The 21,269-nt window shown below is 38.2% G+C and carries 23 protein-coding genes, 1 tRNA gene and 1 pseudogene; 14 read left to right on the top strand and 11 right to left on the bottom strand.

The features are described from left to right. The first annotated feature begins 63 nt into the window (after nt 1-63). Both NMG88_RS10775 and NMG88_RS10770 read left to right on the top strand, forming a co-directional pair. Complete coding sequence (locus tag NMG88_RS10775) at nt 64-1,704, top strand: site-specific DNA-methyltransferase (protein ID WP_227350954.1); 1,641 nt, start codon at nt 64-66, stop codon at nt 1,702-1,704. Next, complete coding sequence (locus NMG88_RS10770) at nt 1,701-2,012, top strand: hypothetical protein (protein ID WP_235751762.1); 312 nt, start codon at nt 1,701-1,703, stop codon at nt 2,010-2,012. Before NMG88_RS10775 ends, NMG88_RS10770 begins: the two co-directional genes overlap by 4 nt. A gap of 497 nt (nt 2,013-2,509) precedes the next feature. On the opposite strand, the gene NMG88_RS22695 is transcribed toward NMG88_RS10770, so the two are convergent. Beyond that, complete coding sequence (locus tag NMG88_RS22695; RefSeq protein WP_141294479.1) at nt 2,510-2,566, bottom strand: helix-turn-helix domain-containing protein; 57 nt, start codon at nt 2,564-2,566, stop codon at nt 2,510-2,512. Nucleotides 2,567-2,678: 112 nt separating this feature from the next. Here NMG88_RS22695 and NMG88_RS10765 point away from each other — a divergent pair, with 112 nt between their 5' ends. After that, entirely contained in the window at nt 2,679-3,371 is a 693-nt protein-coding gene (locus NMG88_RS10765) for a hypothetical protein (protein ID WP_042155350.1), read from the top strand. Nucleotides 3,372-3,498: 127 nt separating this feature from the next. On the opposite strand, the gene NMG88_RS10760 is transcribed toward NMG88_RS10765, so the two are convergent. After that, nucleotides 3,499-3,975, bottom strand: a complete 477-nt coding sequence (locus NMG88_RS10760; RefSeq protein ID WP_042155352.1) for a divergent PAP2 family protein — start codon at nt 3,973-3,975, stop codon at nt 3,499-3,501. 19 nt (nt 3,976-3,994) lie between these two features. After that, a complete protein-coding gene (crtE, locus tag NMG88_RS10755; RefSeq protein WP_026788489.1) occupies nt 3,995-4,921 on the bottom strand; it encodes a geranylgeranyl diphosphate synthase CrtE in 927 nt (308 codons plus the stop codon). Between the two features lie 202 nt (nt 4,922-5,123). Between crtE and NMG88_RS10750 the strand changes: the two genes are divergently transcribed. Beyond that, nucleotides 5,124-5,381, top strand: coding sequence for a UPF0175 family protein (locus NMG88_RS10750; protein ID WP_026788490.1), 258 nt, complete (start codon nt 5,124-5,126; stop codon nt 5,379-5,381). A 2-nt stretch (nt 5,382-5,383) separates the two neighbouring features. After that, a complete protein-coding gene (locus NMG88_RS10745) occupies nt 5,384-5,860 on the top strand; it encodes a PIN domain-containing protein (RefSeq protein ID WP_254035412.1) in 477 nt (158 codons plus the stop codon). A 59-nt stretch (nt 5,861-5,919) separates the two neighbouring features. On the opposite strand, the gene folD is transcribed toward NMG88_RS10745, so the two are convergent. Further along, the gene (gene folD, locus NMG88_RS10740) at nt 5,920-6,783 is read right to left on the bottom strand and encodes a bifunctional methylenetetrahydrofolate dehydrogenase/methenyltetrahydrofolate cyclohydrolase FolD (protein ID WP_042155354.1); all 864 of its coding nucleotides are present in this window, start codon (nt 6,781-6,783) and stop codon (nt 5,920-5,922) included. 69 nt (nt 6,784-6,852) lie between these two features. Beyond that, nucleotides 6,853-7,791, bottom strand: a pseudogene (locus NMG88_RS10735) (RNA-guided endonuclease InsQ/TnpB family protein); the annotation flags it as partial. Between the two features lie 90 nt (nt 7,792-7,881). Between NMG88_RS10735 and NMG88_RS10730 the strand changes: the two are divergent. Further along, nucleotides 7,882-8,298, top strand: a complete 417-nt coding sequence (locus NMG88_RS10730) for a hypothetical protein (RefSeq protein WP_042155356.1) — start codon at nt 7,882-7,884, stop codon at nt 8,296-8,298. A 34-nt stretch (nt 8,299-8,332) separates the two neighbouring features. Continuing rightward, complete coding sequence (locus NMG88_RS10725; RefSeq protein WP_042155359.1) at nt 8,333-8,755, top strand: NUDIX hydrolase; 423 nt, start codon at nt 8,333-8,335, stop codon at nt 8,753-8,755. On the opposite strand, the gene NMG88_RS10720 is transcribed toward NMG88_RS10725, so the two are convergent. From NMG88_RS10720 to NMG88_RS10705, 4 genes are all read right to left on the bottom strand, one after another. Beyond that, nucleotides 8,752-9,474, bottom strand: a complete 723-nt coding sequence (locus NMG88_RS10720) for a M23 family metallopeptidase (protein ID WP_042155362.1) — start codon at nt 9,472-9,474, stop codon at nt 8,752-8,754. The genes NMG88_RS10725 and NMG88_RS10720 overlap by 4 nt on opposite strands. Nucleotides 9,475-9,488: 14 nt before the next feature. Then, the gene (locus NMG88_RS10715; RefSeq protein WP_042155363.1) at nt 9,489-11,060 is read right to left on the bottom strand and encodes a bifunctional ADP-dependent NAD(P)H-hydrate dehydratase/NAD(P)H-hydrate epimerase; all 1,572 of its coding nucleotides are present in this window, start codon (nt 11,058-11,060) and stop codon (nt 9,489-9,491) included. 88 nt (nt 11,061-11,148) lie between these two features. Continuing rightward, a tRNA-Thr gene (locus tag NMG88_RS10710) sits at nt 11,149-11,220 on the bottom strand. Between the two features lie 62 nt (nt 11,221-11,282). Beyond that, complete coding sequence (locus NMG88_RS10705; protein WP_026788497.1) at nt 11,283-11,663, bottom strand: c-type cytochrome; 381 nt, start codon at nt 11,661-11,663, stop codon at nt 11,283-11,285. A 160-nt stretch (nt 11,664-11,823) separates the two neighbouring features. On the opposite strand from NMG88_RS10705, the gene petG reads away from it, so the two are divergent. From petG to NMG88_RS10670, 7 genes are all read left to right on the top strand, one after another. After that, a complete protein-coding gene (petG, locus tag NMG88_RS10700) occupies nt 11,824-11,940 on the top strand; it encodes a cytochrome b6-f complex subunit V (RefSeq protein ID WP_072005214.1) in 117 nt (38 codons plus the stop codon). A 207-nt stretch (nt 11,941-12,147) separates the two neighbouring features. Continuing rightward, nucleotides 12,148-13,578, top strand: a complete 1,431-nt coding sequence (locus NMG88_RS10695; RefSeq protein WP_227350957.1) for a glycosyltransferase — start codon at nt 12,148-12,150, stop codon at nt 13,576-13,578. A gap of 77 nt (nt 13,579-13,655) precedes the next feature. Further along, on the top strand, nt 13,656-14,450 hold the full coding sequence (locus tag NMG88_RS10690) for a calcium-binding protein (protein ID WP_026796922.1): 795 nt from the start codon (nt 13,656-13,658) through the stop codon (nt 14,448-14,450). A gap of 19 nt (nt 14,451-14,469) precedes the next feature. Continuing rightward, nucleotides 14,470-15,129 carry a HEAT repeat domain-containing protein gene (locus NMG88_RS10685; RefSeq protein WP_254035411.1) on the top strand — a complete coding sequence of 220 codons (660 nt, stop codon included), beginning with the start codon at nt 14,470-14,472 and terminating at the stop codon, nt 15,127-15,129. Then, nucleotides 15,113-15,403 carry a HEAT repeat domain-containing protein gene (locus NMG88_RS10680; RefSeq protein ID WP_254035410.1) on the top strand — a complete coding sequence of 97 codons (291 nt, stop codon included), beginning with the start codon at nt 15,113-15,115 and terminating at the stop codon, nt 15,401-15,403. Before NMG88_RS10685 ends, NMG88_RS10680 begins: the two co-directional genes overlap by 17 nt. 227 nt (nt 15,404-15,630) lie before the next feature. Further along, nucleotides 15,631-17,913 carry a tetratricopeptide repeat protein gene (locus NMG88_RS10675; RefSeq protein WP_235765958.1) on the top strand — a complete coding sequence of 761 codons (2,283 nt, stop codon included), beginning with the start codon at nt 15,631-15,633 and terminating at the stop codon, nt 17,911-17,913. A 102-nt stretch (nt 17,914-18,015) separates the two neighbouring features. Next, nucleotides 18,016-18,504: a hypothetical protein gene (locus NMG88_RS10670; RefSeq protein WP_042157703.1), complete on the top strand. Its 489-nt coding sequence runs from the start codon at nt 18,016-18,018 to the stop codon at nt 18,502-18,504. A gap of 17 nt (nt 18,505-18,521) precedes the next feature. Here NMG88_RS10670 and NMG88_RS10665 read toward each other — a convergent pair whose 3' ends face one another. Together NMG88_RS10665 and NMG88_RS10660 are read right to left on the bottom strand one after the other, a co-directional pair. Then, nucleotides 18,522-19,850: a hypothetical protein gene (locus tag NMG88_RS10665; protein ID WP_254035409.1), complete on the bottom strand. Its 1,329-nt coding sequence runs from the start codon at nt 19,848-19,850 to the stop codon at nt 18,522-18,524. Nucleotides 19,851-20,042: 192 nt separating this feature from the next. Further along, entirely contained in the window at nt 20,043-21,269 is a 1,227-nt protein-coding gene (locus NMG88_RS10660; RefSeq protein WP_042155372.1) for an SGNH/GDSL hydrolase family protein, read from the bottom strand.

Here is a 21,269-nt window from a genome sequence, read left to right as displayed (position 1 = left end):
AGGAATAATTAGACTAAAAATCTGAATATTCCTACGGTTTAACTGTTGAGAAAAAGATTAATTATGACTAAAAAGCAGAGACTAGAATTAACCTGGATTGGTAAGGAGATTCGCCCCAAGTTGGAGCCACGAATTTTGCTGGAAGATCCAGATAAATCTTATCATGCTGCTCATCGGATGAGTGAAAATGATATTTTTGATAATCGCTTGATTTTTGGGGATAATTTGTTGGCTCTCAAGGCTTTAGAGTCGGAGTTTGCAGGAAAAATTAAATGTGTTTTTATTGATCCTCCCTACAATACAGGATCAGCTTTTGAACACTATGATGATGGTGTAGAACATTCGATCTGGCTTGGTTTAATGCGCGATCGATTAGAGATTATTCGACGTTTATTATCAGAAGATGGATCGCTGTGGATTACCATTGATGACAATGAAGCACATTATTTAAAAGTGATGTGTGATGAAATTTTTGGGCGGGTAAATTTTGTTGCGAATTGCTTGTGGCAAAAAGTATATTCTGAGCGAATGGATGCACGGGGTTTTAGCGTGTCTCACGATCATGTTATTGTGTACCAAAAGAGCAATGACTTTGCACCAATTCAATTATCTAAAGAGCAGAACTCCAGTCAGTTCAAATTTTTCGATAAGATAACAGGTAAGTATTATCGTCGTCGCTCACTTCGCAAGGAGGGATCTGAGTCAAGACGGGAAGATCGTCCATCTATGTGGTATTCAATCAAAGCTCCAGATGGGACAGATATTTATCCAGTAAAGCCTGACGGAATAGAAGGAAGATGGCGATGGAAGAAGGAAAATTTAATAACTAACTCAGAACTAATCGAATATGTAAAGAAAGATAATTGCTGGGAAATTTATGTTAAACAGTTTTTGGAAGCCAATGCGTCGAGACCACCAGCAACTTTTTGGTCTAATGAGGAAGTTGGTCATAACCATGAAGCGAAGCTTGAAGTACGTGCTTTTAATTCAGTAAGTGTGTTTGATACACCAAAACCTGAACGTTTAATTAAGCGCGTTCTGGATATTGCAACAAAACCTAATGATCTTGTTCTCGATTCCTTCGCAGGTTCAGGAACAACAGGGGCAGTCGCGCATAAAATGGGAAGACGCTGGATCATGATTGAACTCGGCGAACATTGTCATACCCATATTATTCCCCGACTTAAAAAAGTAATTGATGGCGAAGATCAAGGGGGAATTAGTAAAGCATTTAATTGGAAAGGTGGCGGTGGATTTCGATACTATCACCTTGCACCCTCCCTCCTCGAAAAAGATAAATGGGATAATTGGATTATTAATAAAACCTATAATGCCGAAATGTTAGCCGAAGCACTGTGCAAAATTGAAGGTTTCACCTACTCACCATCCGATACATTCTATTGGCAACAGGGCTATTCTACAGAGCGGAATTTTATCTATGTTACCACCCAAAATCTTCGTCTCGAACAACTATCCCAACTTGCAGACGAAGTAGGACAAGAACGCAGTTTACTCGTTTTATGTACCGCCTTTCGAGGCAAAACTGATATATTCCCCAACCTCACGGTTAAAAAAATTCCTAAACAAATTCTTTCACGCTGCGAATGGGGACATGATGATTACAGTTTGAAAATTGAAAACCTGCCAAAAGCACCCCAAAAAATCGGACAACTAACACTATTTGACCTGGATAACATACAATGAACCAAATTGTTAATAACATTGCTAATCGTCTCAGTCTGCGCCATCCCCAGCGCGAATCCTTAGAAATTCTTGCTCGTATTTGTGAACTTTTAAACATTCCAAATATCGCAGATCGAGAAACAAGTTTAGCCGCGATTAACAAGGAATTTCCCACGTTTACAGACTTCGAGCGCGAGTTTCCCTCCCTATGTTTTGCCCTAGCCACAGGTGTTGGTAAAACTCGACTTAAGGAAATTGCCAATTTTGTCCATAGCCAAATGCAACAATATTTCTGGGAAGAAACCACAGGCTATAGCAATCCTATTTGAGTTGTGTTTAAAATCCCTGATCAAAAGGGAACACCGGAACAGCCCCCCCAAACCCCTCGTGCACGGGGGGCTAGGGGGGAGGGATCTGGGGTAATACTTCTGGCCGTTTCATATCAGTATTGAAATGTTATAGCAAGAGGCAATAGGGAATAGGCAATCTCGCTATAGGTAAATACTTACTGTGAGCAGCTTTTAGCCTTCAAGAATGTCCTAATAGATGTGGCGACTGCTATACAACCTATTTAGGATTGCTATATGATGTCAAAATTAGTAAAGGTTTTACAGCTTTAAAAGATAGTGCCTACACCACAAATGCTAATAATTACCGTAATTATCGATCTTCGCCACCCGATAAAAGCAATATGTCTAAATATCTGTTTACAGGCTTTTCAAAATGTCTTTATCCAGAACAGAAATTTCAATCGGAAGCAGAAAGAATATTAGCGCTAATTTTAGAACGGGATGCCATTAAATCGCTATACAATCACTACAAAATACTAAAAGCAAATTTGCTTAGGTGTTGGATATAGTCGAAAACGATACCGGGCTTTCATTCTTTTTGATCAACTGGTTCTTTTATATATTAAACTAGAATAACTACAATAAAAGCCTAAGTAGAACTTACGAGCTTTAAACCCAATTAATTTTTTTGTAAACCTCCTGTTTATGCGTCAAAGTGGTGTCAAAAGGTTATCTGCTATCTTGGTTCCGAGTCTGCTCACGGCCGCCAGTTGGGGTTTAGCAGTCCAAACCAGTTTAGCCCAGGAAACTTGTGCAGCACCAAAGCCTGGAGAATATTTGTTATTGATTGTCAGTAACACTTCCGAGGAACAAAAATTGGTGCAGCGCACGTTACCCAATGACATCAATAGTGAGGTTTGTCGCTATTTGACGAATTTAGTAACCCGGGTGGGAGGATTTAGTGATCCTTTAATTGCGGAGGATTGGGCCACCTATCTACAGGATAAGGTTAAGTTACCCGCCTATGTGGTGAAACAGGAGGTCATAGCCATACCCCGTCCGAGTCCGAATTCTAGTCTTGGCCAGACTCCGATTGTTCGAGAAACCCCGCCAACACCCAAAAAAGAATCAACAGCTAATTCTCAATCTTTGGGGTCAGGTTATGCTGTTTTAGTGGATTATTTGAATCAACCGGAATTAGTCCAACAGTTAAGAACCCTAATCGGTGAAAATGTGGGTTTAGTTTCCTATGGTCAGCGACCCTATTTATTAGTAGAATATACAACAGATTCCGAAAAAGCAACAGCAACTTTAAATAAATTAAGTAATCGTGGCTTTTGGCCGATATTAGTTGATAGTAACCGGGTGACAGTTATTAGTCCTACGGTTAAACCTTAGACGACAAATAATGGCTACAGATCTTGTATTTCAAGGTTTCTACAGAAATATAGCAATAAGCAGTAAGGGTGTTAACGACTTCTTTGTGTCTTCGTGTCTTTGTGGTTAAATCAGACTTGACCCTTGGCTATACTGGCAGGAAATGTAGAGGCCAAGTTATCTCAGCAATCGAAGCGATCGCAATCCCTAATCCTAAACCAACAATAACTTGAAAGGGGGTATGACCTAATAATTCAATTAATCTTTCTTCGCTTAATTGTTTATGTTCTTCAAAGACTTCATCAATAATTTGGTTTAAAATGCGGGCTTGTTTTCCTGCCGCTTGACGGACTCCAGCCGCATCGTACATCACAATAAACGCAAAAACAACAGCAATGGCAAAATCAGGACTTCCCCACCCCATGGTTTTGCCCACTCCCGTTGCTAAAGCACCGACAAAAGCGGAATGGGAACTGGGCATCCCTCCGGTTGTAACCAACACCCGCAGATTAATTTTGCCATGTTGGACTAGCTCCACCGCTAATTTAGAAAGTTGAGCCAGAATACAGGCTAACAGGGCAACCCATAACACTTGGTTATTGAGGATTTGAGAAAAGTCTTGCATATAATAGAAATCAATAGCTTTAGTGAGTGCGATTAGTGATAAAATCTGCGATCGCTAACAAAGGAATAGCCTTATCCCCATAGTTAGATAATTCGGCTTTTGCCGCTTCAATTAACTGCTGGGCCTGACGTCGGGATTCATCTATGCCCCATAAACTGGGATAGGTGACTTTTTTAGCCGTTAAATCCTTACCTGCGGTTTTTCCTAACTCCTCCTGGGTTGCCGTAATATCGAGAATATCATCCACAATCTGAAACGCCAAACCAATATTACGCGCATACCGAGATAACCCTTCAATTTCCGTTTCCTTTGCCCCGGCTAAAATCGCCCCACAGACCACAGAAGCCTCTAATAAAGCCCCAGTTTTATGGGTATGAATAAAAGTTAGGGTTTCTTCGGAAACATCCGTGAGTCCTTCCGAATCTAAATCCACCACCTGGCCTCCAACTAAGCCCGCAGCCCCCATCGCCCGACCTAAACGAGCAATTACCTGTAAAACTTGATTTGCAGGAACATTAGGAGTTTTAGTCGCTACAAATTCAAAAGCATAACTCAATAAACCATCCCCAGCTAAAATCGCAATATCCTCTCCATACACCTTATGATTGGTTAGTTTTCCCCGTCGATAATCATCATTATCCATGGCTGGGAGGTCATCATGAATCAAGGACATGGTGTGAATCATTTCCAGGGCGCAGGCGGTAGCCATGGCCATCTCTACAGTCCCACCGACCAACTCACAGGTCGCCAAACACAAAATCGGTCGCAAACGCTTTCCTCCAGCCAGCAAAGAATAGCGCATTGACTCATAGATTTTTTCAGGGTAGATTAGGGGGAGAGACTGATCTAAAGCCTGTTCTACTAGGGTCTGTCGTTGGGTCAGATAGGCAGATAAGTCAAACTGAGGGTTTTCCAACGGTGAGTTAATTTCGCTTACCAATACCATGACGAGTGTTTGTTTATAATAGGGGTAATGTTAACAAAAGTTGACTACTGGGGACTTAATTTTACCCTTGATTTCAGGAGCAAAGTCTTAACTTCACTATTTTACGAGTCTTGTGACACAGAAGTGATCATGAATTTTTCAGCACCCCGCACTCTCTGTGACGGGGCTTCCTGCCTCTAACTTCACTATACCAAAAATCACTATGCAAATCACCCTTGAACTCCCTGATGAAATAGCAGAAAAATTACAGTCTGTTAATATTTCTCGGCGTATTTTGGAACTAATCACCGCCGATTATTACCGTCAAGGTCAAATCGGTGCTTCTGAAGTAAGACGAATACTCAAATTTTCTTCTCGTTGGGAAACCTACGAATTTCTTAAGCAAGAAAAATCTTATTTACCTTATACTGAAAATGATTTAGAACAAGATGTTCAAAGGATTCGTCATCTTTTAGCTTAGGAATGATTATTATCTCTAATACTTCGCCCATTAATTACTTGATTTTAATTGGACAAATTGACTTGCTTCCGCAATTATTTTCACAAATTATTATTCCTTGTGCAGTTTATCAAGAATTATCAGCTAGAGATGCACCGGAAAACCTGAGAAATTGGATTATAAATACACCTAATTGGCTCAAAATTGAGGCTGTTACTCAACCTGCTGACAAGATAATAGATTTACTTGATCCTGGTGAACGTGAAGCGATTCTTTTAGCACAACAACTTAATGCTGATTTAGTTATTTTAGATGATATGAAAGCAAGACGTATAGCGATAGATAGAGGTTTATCTATTACAGGAATACTTGGTATTTTAGATCAAGCCGCAACGATGAAACTGATCAACTTATCTACAGCCATTGACAATCTTCAAAAGACATCTTTTTGGGCATCGGAAAGTTTGTTACAAAGATTATTAGATAAACATAATTTGTAAAATAGATAATACCCACCCTACGGTCGTTAACAGTCAACTGTCAACTGTTAACAACGCCTCTACTGAAATTTTTCCAAATAACTCCAGAAGGTATTTTGCAATAACATCGCCACGGTCATCGGGCCAATACCCCCCGGAACTGGGGTAATATATTGGGCGATGGGTTGAACACTGTCGAAATCTACATCCCCGACTAGGCGAGATTTGCCATTATTATCCGTAATTTTATTAATTCCGACATCAATTACAATGGCACCAGGTTTAACAAAATCCGCCGTAATCATTTGCGGACGTCCGATAGCCGCCACTACAATATCCGCATCCCGGCTAACTTTAGCTAAATCTTGAGTTTTAGAATGGGCAATAGTTACGGTACAATCAGCTTCTAATAACATCAAAGCCATCGGTTTTCCGACTAAAATACTGCGACCTAAAACAACGGCGTGTTTTCCTTTTAGCTCAATATTATATTCCTCAAATAGTCGCATAACTCCGGCGGGGGTACAACTTCTTAGGCCTTTTTCTCCCCTGGCTAACCGGCCTAAATTTTCCGGGTGCAAACCATCGGCGTCTTTATTCGGATCAATTTCATATAATAACCCAACGGAGTCCAAATTAGCAGGAAGGGGTAACTGAACTAAAATTCCATCCACTTGTTCATTTTGGTTCAGTTCATGGATAATACTGGTAAGTTTTTCTTGGCTAGTTTCTGCGGGGAAATGTTGACCAAAAGAGGTGATGCCAACCTTAGCACAAGCCTGTTCTTTATTCCGAACATACACCGCACTGGCCGGATTCTCTCCTACCATAATCACCGCTAAACCGGGCGGGCGTCCAACTTTAGCTTGCCATATTTCTACCTGTTCTTGTAGTTGGGCTTGAATCTTTTTGGCTGTAGATTTACCGTCTAATAGATTATCCATAATTCGTTCTCTGTTTTGTTAATTAATATATTCAGTGATTCCTTGACATCCTCACCGCCGTAAACGGACTCTATCTATTTCGATGTAATTTCTCCCATACCAACGACATTTATAGGCTAATTGTCGAGTAATTTCCCCCCAACTAGCATCAGATATCGCCTGAGATAATTTGGGATTTTTGACCAGATTTTTTACCGCTAAATTCTCAGCTACAATCGTTTGGTTTTCACGAACTAATTGAGTCGTTAGCTTGTGTAAATGGTCTTTTCTACTATCGGTGATTTGAGCGTGAATTTTGGCTACTTTGATTCTGGCTTTTTCTCGGTTCTTTGACCCTTTCTGTTTTCGAGCTAGGCTTTTTTGTGCTTGACGCAATCTCCGATAATGCTTTTTATAATGCTGAGGATTAGATATCTTGTCTCCGTCGCTGGTAATGACTAGGCTACTAATGCCTAAATCAATCCCTATAGCTTTATCGGTGGCAGGTAATGGTTGAATAATTGGGTCATCAAATTTAATTGAAATATGCCAACGTCCTGATGGATGTAGCCTGACGGTTACGGTGCTTGGTTCACATTTATCTGGTATTTGTCTTGACCATCGAATCGCTAATGGCTCTGAACATTTAGCTAAATAAATTTGTTTTTCTTTAAATTTAAAAGCAGATTTAGTAAATTCAGCACTTCCTCCTTGATGTTTTTTCTTAAAGTTGGGATACTTGGTACGACCAGCAAAAAAATTGGTAAAGGCTGTTTGTAGATGTCTTAAACCTTGCTGTAAAGGAACACAACTAACTTCGTTTAAAAAGTTTAATTCTTCCTGTTTTTTCCAATCGGTCAGCATTGAGGACGTTTGAGTGTATCCTACTCTCTCTTGTCTTTTGTACCAAGATTGAGTGCGTTCATGGAGTGCTTTGTTGTAAACCAACCTTACACAGCCCAAGGTGCGCCGCAATAGCGACTCTTGTTCTGGTGTGGGGTAAAATCGGTAACTGTATGCTTTTTCCATACCTCACATTCTAGCACATATTCTGTGAATATGTTAACATTTTAGGATAAAGCCGTCGCAGAACAACGGGGTTTCAAACCTAAATTTTTGATGAACCTTTCATTTCCACAGAAGCTCACCAAAACCTGGCACATTAGTATTGTATTACTATTTGTGACCGGATTAGTCGGTTGTCAAAGTATTTCCCATTCTGAAAGTTGGATTAATTTTAATACAGCTAAAATTGAACTGCTACAACAAAAACAGAAAATAGGTGCTAAAGTTTATCTCAGAGGTAAAGTAAAAAGTTATGCACCATTTTTAGGGGCTGGCGCTTATCAACTCCAAGATAATACAGGTTCAATTTGGGTATTTACCACTCAACCTTTACCACCCCTCGGACAAGACCTATTAATTCAGGGGAAAGTAGAATATAAAAGTATTTTAATTAAGGAGATGAAAGGAAAAGATATTGGAGATGTTTATATTAAAGAAATTAAACGGGAACAGAGAATGGGTAATGGGTAATGGGTTTTGGGTTTTGGGTTTTGGGTAACAAATTATGATTCAAGTTGCTATAGCGATTCTTTATCGAGATGGAAAGTTTTTATTGCAGTTACGAGATAATATCCCTAATATTGTTCATCCTGGGGTTTGGGGATTATTTGGGGGACATTTAGAACCCGAAGAAACCCCAGAAAATGCCTTTAAACGAGAATTACTCGAAGAAATTGGTTATAATATTCCTGCGTTTTTACCCTTCAATTCCTATCCAGATTCTCTGGTTAATCGGATTGTTTTTTATGCTCCTTTAACGGTTGATTTGAGTCAATTAGTCTTACATGAAGGCTGGGATATGGGATTATTAACCCCAGAGGATATTCAAGCCGGAGAATGTTATTCTGAAAAGGCAGGAATGGTTAGATTAATAGGAACTCTGCATAGAAAAATTTTATTAGATTTCATGGCTCAAAAGTTAGTTTAAGCCACAATAGGAACACTATCATCATTGGGTAAAATGGAACGGGGATCAACCTTTTCACCATCGGGATTATGAACTTCAAAGTGTAGATGAATAGAATATCCTCCCCCATCAATTTCTAACCCTTCATACCCAAAACCCGAACCGCCCCGCACCCCGATAAATTGACCTTGGGTAATGGTTTGACCCACTTCAACCCGAATAGATTGTAAATGAAAATAAACGTGCTTCCAACCATTAGAACGTTTAATATAAATCGCCCGACCTTCTGCACCACTAGGATCATTTTTAATATAATCAACCACTCCATCACTCGCCGCATAACATTCATCGGGAGTATATCCCCCAATATCAACACCTGCATGAAGTCTACCTCTAGCATAACCAAATTCAGTTACGGAACCCATACTGGTTCCGGTCATTGGCCATATCCATTCTGAATTAGACACCGCAAAGGAAGCCGAAGAAACTGAACGGGATACGGTTAATTCTTCATCGGTTTCTAATAGTTTAACTTGATGAGCCGGAACGAACCAAGTTGTCATATTTTTGGGTTTGGGAGATAGGAAATTAACCTGTAAATGGTTATCTTCTGCCTCAGAATAACTTTCTATTTCAAATATTGTATCACAATAAACCGATATTTTTTCATTATAAGCAACAGCTTCGGCTACAACCGGATGGAGCTTAAAAATCGTATGTTCTAAAACTTGTAATTTCATGGTTATCTCCTGATTTAATTTATGGTTTTTAGGAACTGTGTTAAAGCTGGAATTAAATATTGAGTTAATGTATAGGCATCAACCCCTAATTCCGTGCGTTCTGTTGCGGCTAAAATCCCGGCTTGGGAATGCCACCAAACCGCCGTATTAACTATTAATTCTACAGGTTTTTCCGCTAAAATAACAGGGGGTAAAAGCCCTCCTAATAATCCCGTTAAAACATCCCCGCTTCCCCCACGACCTAAAGCTGGGGTACTATCAGGATTAATCCAAACTTGATTCGGAGTAGCTACACAGGTTCTAGCCCCTTTTAAAACAATAATAGCACCCGTTAATTCGGCGGCTTGTTTGGCTAATATTATTTGATTTTTTTCTAATGCTATCAATTCGGGAAATAGCCGTTTAAATTCTCCAAAATGGGGTGTTATAATAGTCGGAAATTTACGAGAAGATAGGGCGAGAACTGGATTCAATTTAGCCAAAATATTTAAAGCATCCGCATCTAAAATAATTGCACAATTTGCTGTTAATATTCTTTCCACAATAGCTTCAGCTTCTATTGTTAATCCAGGGCCACAAACAATAGTTTGATAGCGGTTTAAATCTATATCTTCTGGAAGTTCAAGAATAGCTCCATTTTCAGTTTCAGGACAGCCAATAATTAGGGATTCTGGTAGTTGCAAACTTAACAAGGGTTTAATCGAATTGGGTACAGCAATAGAAAGCATTCCCACACCGCTTGCTCTGGCTCCTAATCCAGCTAAAATGGCGGCTCCTGTATATTGTTTGGAACCTGCTATAATTAATAAATAACCGTTTTTATATTTATGATGATTAGCGGGACGGGGCAAAGGTAAACTATTAATTGCCGTGTCCTGAGTGATGCGATTTAGGATAGGATATTCCCCGATGACAGCATTAATATCCGCCCTAGGAATATCAAAATCAATCAGTTCTGCTCTGCCAATATAATCTAATCCGGTATCTTGTAAAAATGCTTGTTTCCATAGTCCCAAACAGAGGGTAATATTTGCTCTAATTGCTGTTCCTAATATTTCCCCTGTATCCGTATGAATTCCCGATGGTAAATCAATGCTAATGACAAATTTATTCAAATTATTAATTATATTGATAGCATTGGCAATTTTTCCGGTAATTTCTCGCTCTAAACCAAATCCAAATAACCCATCAATCAAAATATCACAGTCATATAATTCTTTAATATTAGAACTAAAATTAATTCCCAAACTAATAGCATATTTGGCATGGGATTCGGTTAATTCTTTAGGCTTTGAAATTGGACTATAAATTACAATATTATAACCCAAAAAATAGAGTTCCCTCGCTACCACTAATCCATCACCACCATTATGTCCTGGCCCTACTAATATTCCGATTTTATCAGCCGAAGTGATTGATTTTTCTGAGAATAGAGTCTGTAACCTGTGGTTAATTTTTCCGGCAACTTTTTCCATTAAAGCCGCCACAGGTATCCCGGCAGAAAAGATACGTTCTTCGATATTTCGCATCTGTTCTGCCGTAACAACAATTTGTTGAATTTTTTTGGATCTAATCTTAGCATTCATACCGTTTCTTCTAGGTTCTCAGTGCTAGAGTAATGGGCTGTAATCATCCGTGAGCAAGGCACAAGAAAAGATTGTCACAGATCATGAAAGCTGGTGACAAGATTTGAACTTGCGACCGGCTGATTACAAATCAGCTGCTCTACCACTGAGCTACACCAGCAACGTTTCCGATTATAGCAAAAGTTACTAATTTTGATCAAGACTTTTTGAGATTTTTTTGGGCTATAGAGTTTCCAAATAATTCAACAGGTCGGCCATTTCCTGGGGATTGGGTTGAAATTTTGGCATGGGTGGGGTATTACCACCGGTGACTTGCTGAATAATGCCTACTTCTGATTTCCGTTGGGAAACATCCTGAAGACTTGGCCCTACTTGACTATCGGTTTGCCAAGCGTGACACCCGGCACAGTTATAAAGAAAAATTGCCTGTCCTCGGACAAAATCCCCTTTGATGGATAGCACATTCTCCACATAGGGATCAGAAACCTGTAACTTAGGAAGGACAAAAATCCAACCCAGGATCAAAACCATCAAGGCCAGGGTAGTGATGGAGGCTCGTTTGATCAGGACATCAATTTCTGTAATTGCAAGCTGGTTATCCAAGGTGTTTCTAATAATTTGAGACTGATCTACAAGAATCTTTACATCCTACCCAGTTTATCGTGTTGTCTGGTTAAGAGCAAGAGCGCTCAACAGTGAAGCGTCAACGGTTAAGGGTATGATTAGAGATTAATTGCTCAAATTAACACCAAGGAGTTATCTAGTGGTAGAACCATTATTATCGGGAATTGTTCTGGGTTTAATTGTCGTTACCCTATCCGGGTTATTTTTTGCGGCGTACCAACAATATCGTCGGGGAAACCAACTTAATATCGACTAAATATCCAACCGACCCTAGGTTAAGCCCCCCAGGGCTGTTTAATTTGCCAAAAATTAGGTACGAAAAAGCCAAAAATCAATAATATTTTCGGCTATCATTCTTTGAGTCATTGTCGGAGAATGATAGCCATTAATTTTGATAAGATTAAGAACTATACTTCGTAATTTATTTTGTGTAACTACTTAGAAACTCTGACTGAAGAATTAAATGATGATGCAAAATAGTTTGGAGATGGAAAAGATAAAATTATCTATGATTATTACCCTCTGGAAACAGGAGAATTTTTTATTAGATATGATTACAAATTTAGAGTATAATTTAGAGGTTAGTTATGAATTTATTGTTTTAGTAAATTGCAATTTATTTGATTTTGAATTAGTTGAGATTCTGAACTATTTGAACCTGCAAGGTCATCAAGTTTTATATTTTGAGCCTGCTTTTAATAGTCAAGAAATTTTTAATCAAGCCATTGCAAAAGCACAGGGTAATTATATTGTTTGGGTACAATATCCGGTTACTTTTTTTCCGAAAGGTTTGGCAGAAGCTATTAATATTTTAGATAATAATTTAGAAGTAGATGGAGTTAATCAAATTCCAGAATTAAAGAGTTTTCAGGAAAATGGGGAAGGAGTAAAAATTAGATCTATTTTTAGAAAAGCAATTTGGGAAAAGGAAATTATATTAAAGGAAGATTATATAGATAATTTTAATTGGGAATTTAAGTTTAAAAATAGTCAAAATAATTTGATTATTCATCAACTTTCTGAAAAAATATGTGAGCTTAAATTTAATAATTGTTTAAATCAAGAAATTAAAAAATTGCCTTTAGTTAGTGTTTGTATTCCGGTTTATAACGGAGAAAGATTTATTGCTGAAGCGATATCTAGTATTTTATCTCAAACCTATTCCGCGATAGAATTAATTATTTCTGATGATAATTCCTCCGATCATACCATCGCGATCGCCCAATCTTTTCAAGCCCAAACTTCTATTCCGATTAATATTTTAACTCATCAAAATTTAGGATTAGCAGAAAATAGCAATTTTTGTATTAATCAATCCCAGGGTAAATATATTAAATTTGTCTATCAAGATGATATTTTAATGCCTAATTGTATCGAAAAAATGGTTAATTTAGCCGAAACAGATCCTGATATTGGATTAGTGTTTTCACCTAGAGAAATGTTTTTTCTTGAACAAGAAAATATTAATTTAGAATTAATCGCAGTTTATCAACAATTCGCTAATTTACATCAAAGTTGGTCTAATTTAAAATCAATTCAATGGGGAAAAGACCTCTTAGCCGATCCCAATTTATGGCAACATCCGATTAATAAAATTGGAGAACCCAGCACCGTGTTATTAAGAAAATCCGTATTTAAAACTATAGCAGGTTTTGACCCCGAATTAAATCAATTAGTCGATTTAGATTTATGGTGGAGAATATTGGCACAATTTAAAGTCGGTTTTGTCGAAGAAACTCTATCTTATTTTCGACTCCATACTCAACAAAAAACCTGTCAAAATATGTTAGAAGGTCAAGCAATGGATCTGAATTTTTATGATAAAATCTATTCCCATCCCGATTATCAGCTATTTCCCCCCCAATTTCGAGCCTCAAGCGGTATTGATCTATAATTCTATCCAATGGGGTTTGCCAACCTAACCAAAACCCTGTAAAGTTTGTTCAGAAATAACTTAGGACAGTTTTAACTATGGCTAATTTTCTCACTCCTAGCACAATTCCCGGTGTATTTGCCCTTTTAGCAAGTCCCCAAGATGATAATGTTCTTCTATTTTCTGGACAGGTTTCCGCCTATCCAGACGGTGTGCTATTATTGGCAGGAAATGATAATTTACAGAGTTCTAATATCAACGATAACTTACTGATTAATGGCAATCAAGGAAATGATACTCTGGTCGCATCCAATGGATTTGATACGCTATTTGGTGGACAAGATAATGATCGGATTTTTGCCAGTTCTGGTAATGATTTAATCTTCGGAAATTTCGGGGATGATGTCCTAGAAGGAGGATTTAATGCCGATAGTATTTATGGCGGTCAAGGCAATGATACTCTTTATGGTGATGAAGATGGAGATATACTATTTGGTGATTTAGGAAATGATATTGTAGATGGGGATGGTGGGGTTGATACATTAATCGGTGGTTTAGGAAATGATACCTTTATTTTCGACCCAGGTGAAGCCAGTCTTCGGGTGCGGAATGTAGATGAAATCCGACAATTTGAACCGGGAACCAGTCCGTTTAATGGAGATAAAATCGCGGTTCCGGTGGGAACTCAAATTGATTCTAATTCATTATTTAGAGATCGGTTTGATTTGTTACCCCAAGAAAATGATCTCAATGGCGATGGCTTAAATGATATTATTGTGGAATTATTAGACGGAAGAATTTTGGGTGCAGTGATTAATGATGGATTTTTACCTGCTCAGTTAACCTTCGATTTGGATTTCGTTTTTAGTAACGCTTTCGATTTTAATTTATAAACAAAACCCAGGAGCTTTTATGGAAACCAACACCAAATTTAATGGGTTTTATTCTGCAAAATTAGCATTATTATGTTTATCAATGGTGCTATTGTTTGGGGGAAAAACTCAAACCCAAGCTATGACTACAACGGCGGTGATTGATCAGTTACAAAAATTAACTGATACTAACCGACAGAACCGTTTAGAAGCGATCAAAACCTTAAAAACCCTGGGTTCTCCGGCAATTCCGATTTTAGTCGAAGCCCTAACTGATGACCAGGAAAGCATCCGTCGGGGGGCGGCTTTTGCGTTGGGGGCGATGGCCCAAGATGCGGTGGATGCGGTTCCGGCGTTGTTGGCTACCTTAAAAGATCCAGTGTCGGCGGTGCGGATGGATGGGGCTGTGGCACTCAAACAAATTACCACAGCCTCCCCAGAAGCCTTGCAGCAAGCGGTTCAGGAGTTGACACCCCGATTAAACCATCCTGATACCGCCGTTCGTCAGGGGGCGGCTTTGGGCTTGGGAGTCATCGGTTCCGAGTCCCCAAATACTATCCCGCCGTTAATTGGGGCGTTGAAGGATACCGATGAGGAAGTCCGACTGGCGGCGGCGATCGCCCTTAAACGCATGGGTGCGGTGGCGGTTCCGGCTTTGAAAGAGGCGTTGAAATCACCCGGATATGGGGGTGCGGGCTAGGGCGGCTTTTGCTTTGGGGAATATTCAGGCGTCGGGGATTACGGGTGTAACTCAAGCGCTACAAAATAGCGATCGCCAAATTCGTCAAACGGCCGCTATGACTTTGGATCAACTCACCTCTAATCAATTGTTGGTTCAACGATCAAATCAGCCTGGGGTCAGTCCTCAAGGAAATCAACCCGGAAATCGACCTATGGGAAATCGCCCCCTGGGAAATCGCCCTGGAACGATTCCTGGGCCTATGGGGAATCAACCCCGGGGTATGGGTTCTTAACTTTTTTGGTATAGCAGTCGCCATCAAGATTAGGACAGGGTGCGTACACTTTTCTGACGTACCCTATGAATGGTTTTCAGAATATGAATGATCCTCGACCTAGTAAGTACCTAAACAAAATTAATTACACATCCTCTACCCTGTTCCCTCCCCCCCTAGCCCCCCGTGCACGGGGGGTTTGGGGGGGCTGTTCCGGTGTTCCCTCTCTCAACTAGGTAATTTATTTTGTGCAACTACTTATTAATATTCAACGGTTATATGCCGAGGCATTAGCCTTGGAACAGGCGGGATATTTTGAACCCGCACAGGCAAAATATCAACGGATTTTAGAGTTAGATCAGAATAATATTCAGGCGTTGCAAGGTTTAGCAAGGACGTATTTTTATGAGAAGAAATATGATCAAGTATTGGAAATTTTAGAACATTGCTTAATCTTAGATGGAACCCAAGGGAGTCAATATTATAGTTTGGGTTCGGTTTGGGAAAAACTGGGGAATATTACTGAAGCAATTTCAGCCTATAAATTGGGGATTGATTTAGATAAGAAAGGCATAGATGGGTGTTTAAAATTGGGTGACTTGTTGGCAGAATTGGGAGAATTTCAAACAGCACAATTCTATTATCAGCAAGGAATAGATCGACAACCCCATACAGCTATAGGATATTTAAAATTAGGCAATCTTTTTTTAGGACAAAATCGGGTAGAAGATGCGATCACTATTTATGAAACAGCCTTAAATATTCATCCCAATCATGCTGATTTATTATATCAGATGGGATTGGCATTCAGGGTTAATCAAAATTCTGAAAGGGCGGATTTTTATTTTGCTTTAGCCGCAGAATCTCAAGATCAGTATGAAACAGCTATTCAATTTTATCATAATATTTTACAGACTCAATTAGCTACAGTTGATATTTATTTAAGGTTGGGAAACTGTTATCAAAATTTAGATCAAGGGTGGGAGGCGGTTGCTATTTATGAACAGGCTTTACAACGGTTTCCCGATGGGATAGAATTATATTTAGCTTTAATTTCAGTTTGGCAAAGTTTGGGAGAAATTCAAACGGCATTGCAAATAGCTGAACAATCTATTGATAGGTTTACAAATCATATTTCTGTCAGATTTGCTAAACAATCTTTGTTACCAATTTTATATGATAATTCTCCAGAAGTTTTTAAGTTTAGACAAGATTTTACAGAGGAATTAGTTAAATTAATTGAACAAACAGATTTAGAGGATTTAGAAGTTAAACAACAGGCGTTAACCGCTATTGCTAGGGGAACTCATTTTTATTTACAATATCAGGGATATGATGATTTAGAGCTACAAAAACAATATGGTGGATTTGTCCATCGAATTATGAAAGCTAATTATCCTGAATGGACAAAACCTTTATTATTAACACAATTAAGTCCTAATCAAAAAATTAAAGTTGGTTATATTTCCTCTCATTTAACCTGGCATACGGTCGGGTTAGTATTTTTAGGATGGTTGAGAGATTGCGATCGCGATCAATTTGAAATATATTGTTATTATACCGGAAAAGATACGGATTTTATTACTAATTTATTTCAACTTTATAGTGATCAATTTTATCATATCTATGGTAATTTAGAGAATATTGTTGAGCAAATTTTAGCTGATCAAATTCATATTCTGGTATTTTTAGATATTGGGATGTGTCCCCAACTTACCCAAATAGCCGGGTTACGAGTTGCTCCAATTCAATGTGCGGCCTGGGGACATCCAATTACTACGGGTTTACCCACGATTGATTATTTTATTTCTGCGGAATTATTAGAACCTCCTAGGGCTGAAAACCATTATTCAGAAAGGTTATTTTGTTTGCCGAATTTAGGAATTAATTATGCTCAACCTCCGTTATTAGAATCTCAAAAAACTCGGTTAGATTTTGGATTAAAAGCGGATACTATTTTATATTTATCCTGTCAATCTTTATTTAAGTATTTGCCAGATTTTGATTTAATATTAGTGGCGATCGCAAAACAAGTAAAAACCGCTCAATTTGTGTTTATAGCCCATTGGAATGCTGCAATTACCGAAAAGTTTAAACAACGGCTAAAACGATCTTTTGCAGAACATCATTTAGATATTCAAGAATATTGTATAATTTTACCACGTTTAGATAAACTAGATTATTTACAACTTAATAATTTAGCTGATATTGGCTTAGATAGCCTGCAATTTACTGGGTTTTTAACGACTTTAGATAGTTTATCCTGTTGTCTTCCCCTGGTTACTTGTGAGGGAGAATGGATGAGAAGTCGTCAGTCGGCGGGAATATTAAACCGATTAGGAATTACAGAAACTATTGCCCAAAATCGAGAAGAGTATATTAAAATAGCAATAAAGTTAGGATTAGATTTAGAATGGAGATTAGCAATTAGAGAAAAAATTAAACAAAATCAATGGATACTCTATGAGGATAAAAGTTCTGTCCCAGCATTAGAAAATTTTTATCAACAAACCATTCACAATTTTAATTAGATTCCCCTAAATCCCCCTATTCCCTATTCCCTGTTCCCTGTTCCCTCCCCCCCTAGCCCCCCGTGCACGGGGGGTTTGGGGGGGGCTATTCCCTATTCCTATATGAGTCAAGCAATTTTAATTAATCTCAGAGAAGCGTTTTTTAATGCGCCTGGATTTTGGCAAAGTCGGTTTTTAATCAAAACCGGAAATTGGTGTAAATCAGTCGATGGTTTAGATAAAAGTCGCACCGATGGTTACTCAATTTTGGGCGGTTTTGTGAATCAATGTGATCAATTATCAACACAACAACCGGGATTATACTTATTTTGTGAAAAGAAGAAACAAAAACAGAATGTTACTGAAAGATTATATACTTTATTTATCTTAGAACCCGATGGAAGTGTAGAAGTATTAAACGAATTAAAAACCGCTAGTAAAGATTGGGGGGTGCAATTATGGCCAGAAATTGATGCCTATTTTATTCGACAACAAGATTCCGGAGAAAAAAGACGTCAACAATTAATGCAAGAAATTCAACAGTTAGAGTTTGAATTGAAGCAACGCCGCGGCGAATTAGCAGCATTAGACAGAGTTGAATTTGATCTTTAAATATTAAATCAAACCTATTAGGGACTGGGCTGATTTTTAAGAACATTAACAACTGAGTCAGCAACAAAATTAGATAAAATATTTTCTCCTATTTTCTGATAGTGGCAACAGTTATCAATATAAGCTGGTTCTTTAGTATCATCAAGAATAGCTACTCCATCAAAAAAATTAATTTGATTAGCTTTGAGTTCATTCACCTCTTTTAATAAAAGAGGATATCCCTTTTTGACAGCATCTTGATAGGGACTATCTTGACTAAAGGCAACTTTTTTTTCCGCTTCACTAAACACTCGCTTTGTGGGATAATATTGATTAGGTTGTAAAATATGGAAATAGGGAATATTATTTTCTTTTAAAACTTCATGGATTAAAATGGAACTTTTAGCCCAATGATTAGCAATTTTTGGAAATAGTTTAGCATCGGTTAAAATGGGATCTTGCATATAAAAATAAATCACACTTTCCGCAGAACTTCCCTCCTCCGTAGGCTTCTGGCGATATCGTTCAAATCGTGCCACATCTCGGCGATAGTTCTTAACTAAGTCTTCAACATACAGGGACATGACCGCATTACAAGCAGCTAAGGGACAATCTTTTAAAGTCTCTAAGGCATTTTTGATTTTAGGTTTATTATCTTTAATTCTTAATAGGGTTTTGAGGGCTTTAGTCGATAAACTATTATTAGCTAAACCCGTTAAGGCTTGAACATGGGATGAACTGGGCATGGCAAATTCTAATCCATTTTGATTATTAATATTAGCGAGGGCAACTTCATTAAAGCCATCAATATTAATCACCAGATCAAATTTTTGCCCCAAAGAGAGTAGATAATTTAAAGTAATTAGCTGTTGGGGTTGTTTATACCCGCCAATGGCTAAAGAGATAATAATTAATTCTTTGTCTTTAAATTGAGGCAGTTGTTGGAGTTTTTTCTCTAAAATTTTATTTTGGACTTCATAAATTGAATAGTTGGATGCAACGGAACCACCTAAAATTCCAACAATTACTTGATTGTTATTGGTTTTGGTGTAGGGGTAATCATAAGGGGAAATAAACCCATAATTATTATACTTAAATCCCGGTCTAAAATCGGGGCCGGGTTTCTGTATATAACCAAAATAAGGATGCAATCTTTCGACTATAGATTCCCCGACTCTCACCCCTTCTAAATTAACTCCTAGGTTCTGTAAATCCTCTGTACGTTCCCGGGTATAATAGAATTGTTTATTCTTAGAATAATAAAAAATTAACGAGCCAATTTCTAAAAGAACAAATAAAACAACTAGGTTAATTAACCCTATTTTTAGACCTTGTTGAACTTGAGGAAAGAATTTAAAATTTTTCATAATCGTAATACAATAAAGTTAAAACCAAAAAATCAGAATTGTTAATAACTCAAGAAAATCACTATATCATATATAGCACTAAGCATTATAGTTAGGACACTTCTAAATCCTGTTCCCTCCCCCCCTAGCCCCCCGTGCACGGGGGGTTTGGGGGGCTGTTCCCTGTTCCCTTTTCTAAGAGTGCGTAACACTTCATGGTTGAGTTTTTTTGGTTTGACTCATCAGTTGTTGACAAACTTGACTCGCCATTAATTCCCCGGCGACGCGATTTCCCTCAACGTTCCAATGTCCGCCACAGACTTCCGCATTCTTAAATCCATGTAAACAAATTCCGGCTCTTTCTGCTTCTTTTCGTAATGGTTTTGCTAACTGTAAAACCGGAAATCCCTTTTGTTTTCCTAGTGCTTCAATTCGCTTGTTTGGGTAAAATAAATCTTGAATTTGATGTTTTTCCATAAATTCTTGACGTTTTTTGGGGTCGGGCATAACTTGAAAGGAGTCACTCACCATTATTAGCATAAAATCCTTTCCTTTGGCTTTAACTTCATCCCTGAGTAATGTAATTAACTGTTCTGTAATTTTCCAAGCTTGTTGCCAATTTTGATCGGGGGGTTCCTTATAAAAATCAATCTCCGTTTCCTTATAGTCTTTTTGCAACTGACGACGTTTAGATTCCATTTCTGCTTGTCTCATTACTTGTAATATTCGAGAATTTGTCATTAATGGATAAGGTAATTGATCCATTTTAGAAAATAAATAATAATCTCGTTCAATACTATTAGGATTTAATTTTCTAAAGGATACATCTTCCACAAGTTCACCATTTTTTTCGACAAAATAGGGACGTAAATGATCATGTTCTAAGGGGCGAAAATTATTTCTAATATCATTCCCTGGATAGAACCCCAAAATTACTAAATCGGGAGAAAATTGTTGGGCATGATGTCGCCAAGTCATTAATTCTTGGGCAGTCCCATAACCCTGAACTCCAAAATTTAAGACTTCAATATTTTTCCCCTTTAAAATCGGGCAGGTTTTTAATTGAGTTTCCATAATTGATAATGCCGTTTTTTCTAGGGGAACGTGCAAAGCTTCCATAAAAGAATCCCCTAGTACAGCAATGCGATAACTATTAGCTGGTTTTTCTAAAGTTCGTTCGCGATCGCGCATTCCAAAACTGTTCATTTTCACTTCCGAAACCTCTCCTTCCCCCGCCCAAACTGTTTTAGCATTCGGTCGAGGTGACCAACCCCGTTCGGGATCTTTGACAGTATAAGCGAGAGATTCGGAGTCCGCCGGAAGGGGCGGTTGATGTTCAATTCCTGCGATTCTTAATCCCACTTCCCCCAAAACAATTGCTAAGACTAAACTCGCAAAAACTAAGCTTGTATTTAAAATTAACGACTTCCAAATCTTCAT

Source organism: Planktothrix agardhii (genome assembly GCF_904830935.1).
Lineage (GTDB): Bacteria > Cyanobacteriota > Cyanobacteriia > Cyanobacteriales > Microcoleaceae > Planktothrix > Planktothrix agardhii.
Note: the sequence above shows the minus strand (reverse complement) of the source record. Positions and strands in the feature narration are given on the sequence as shown.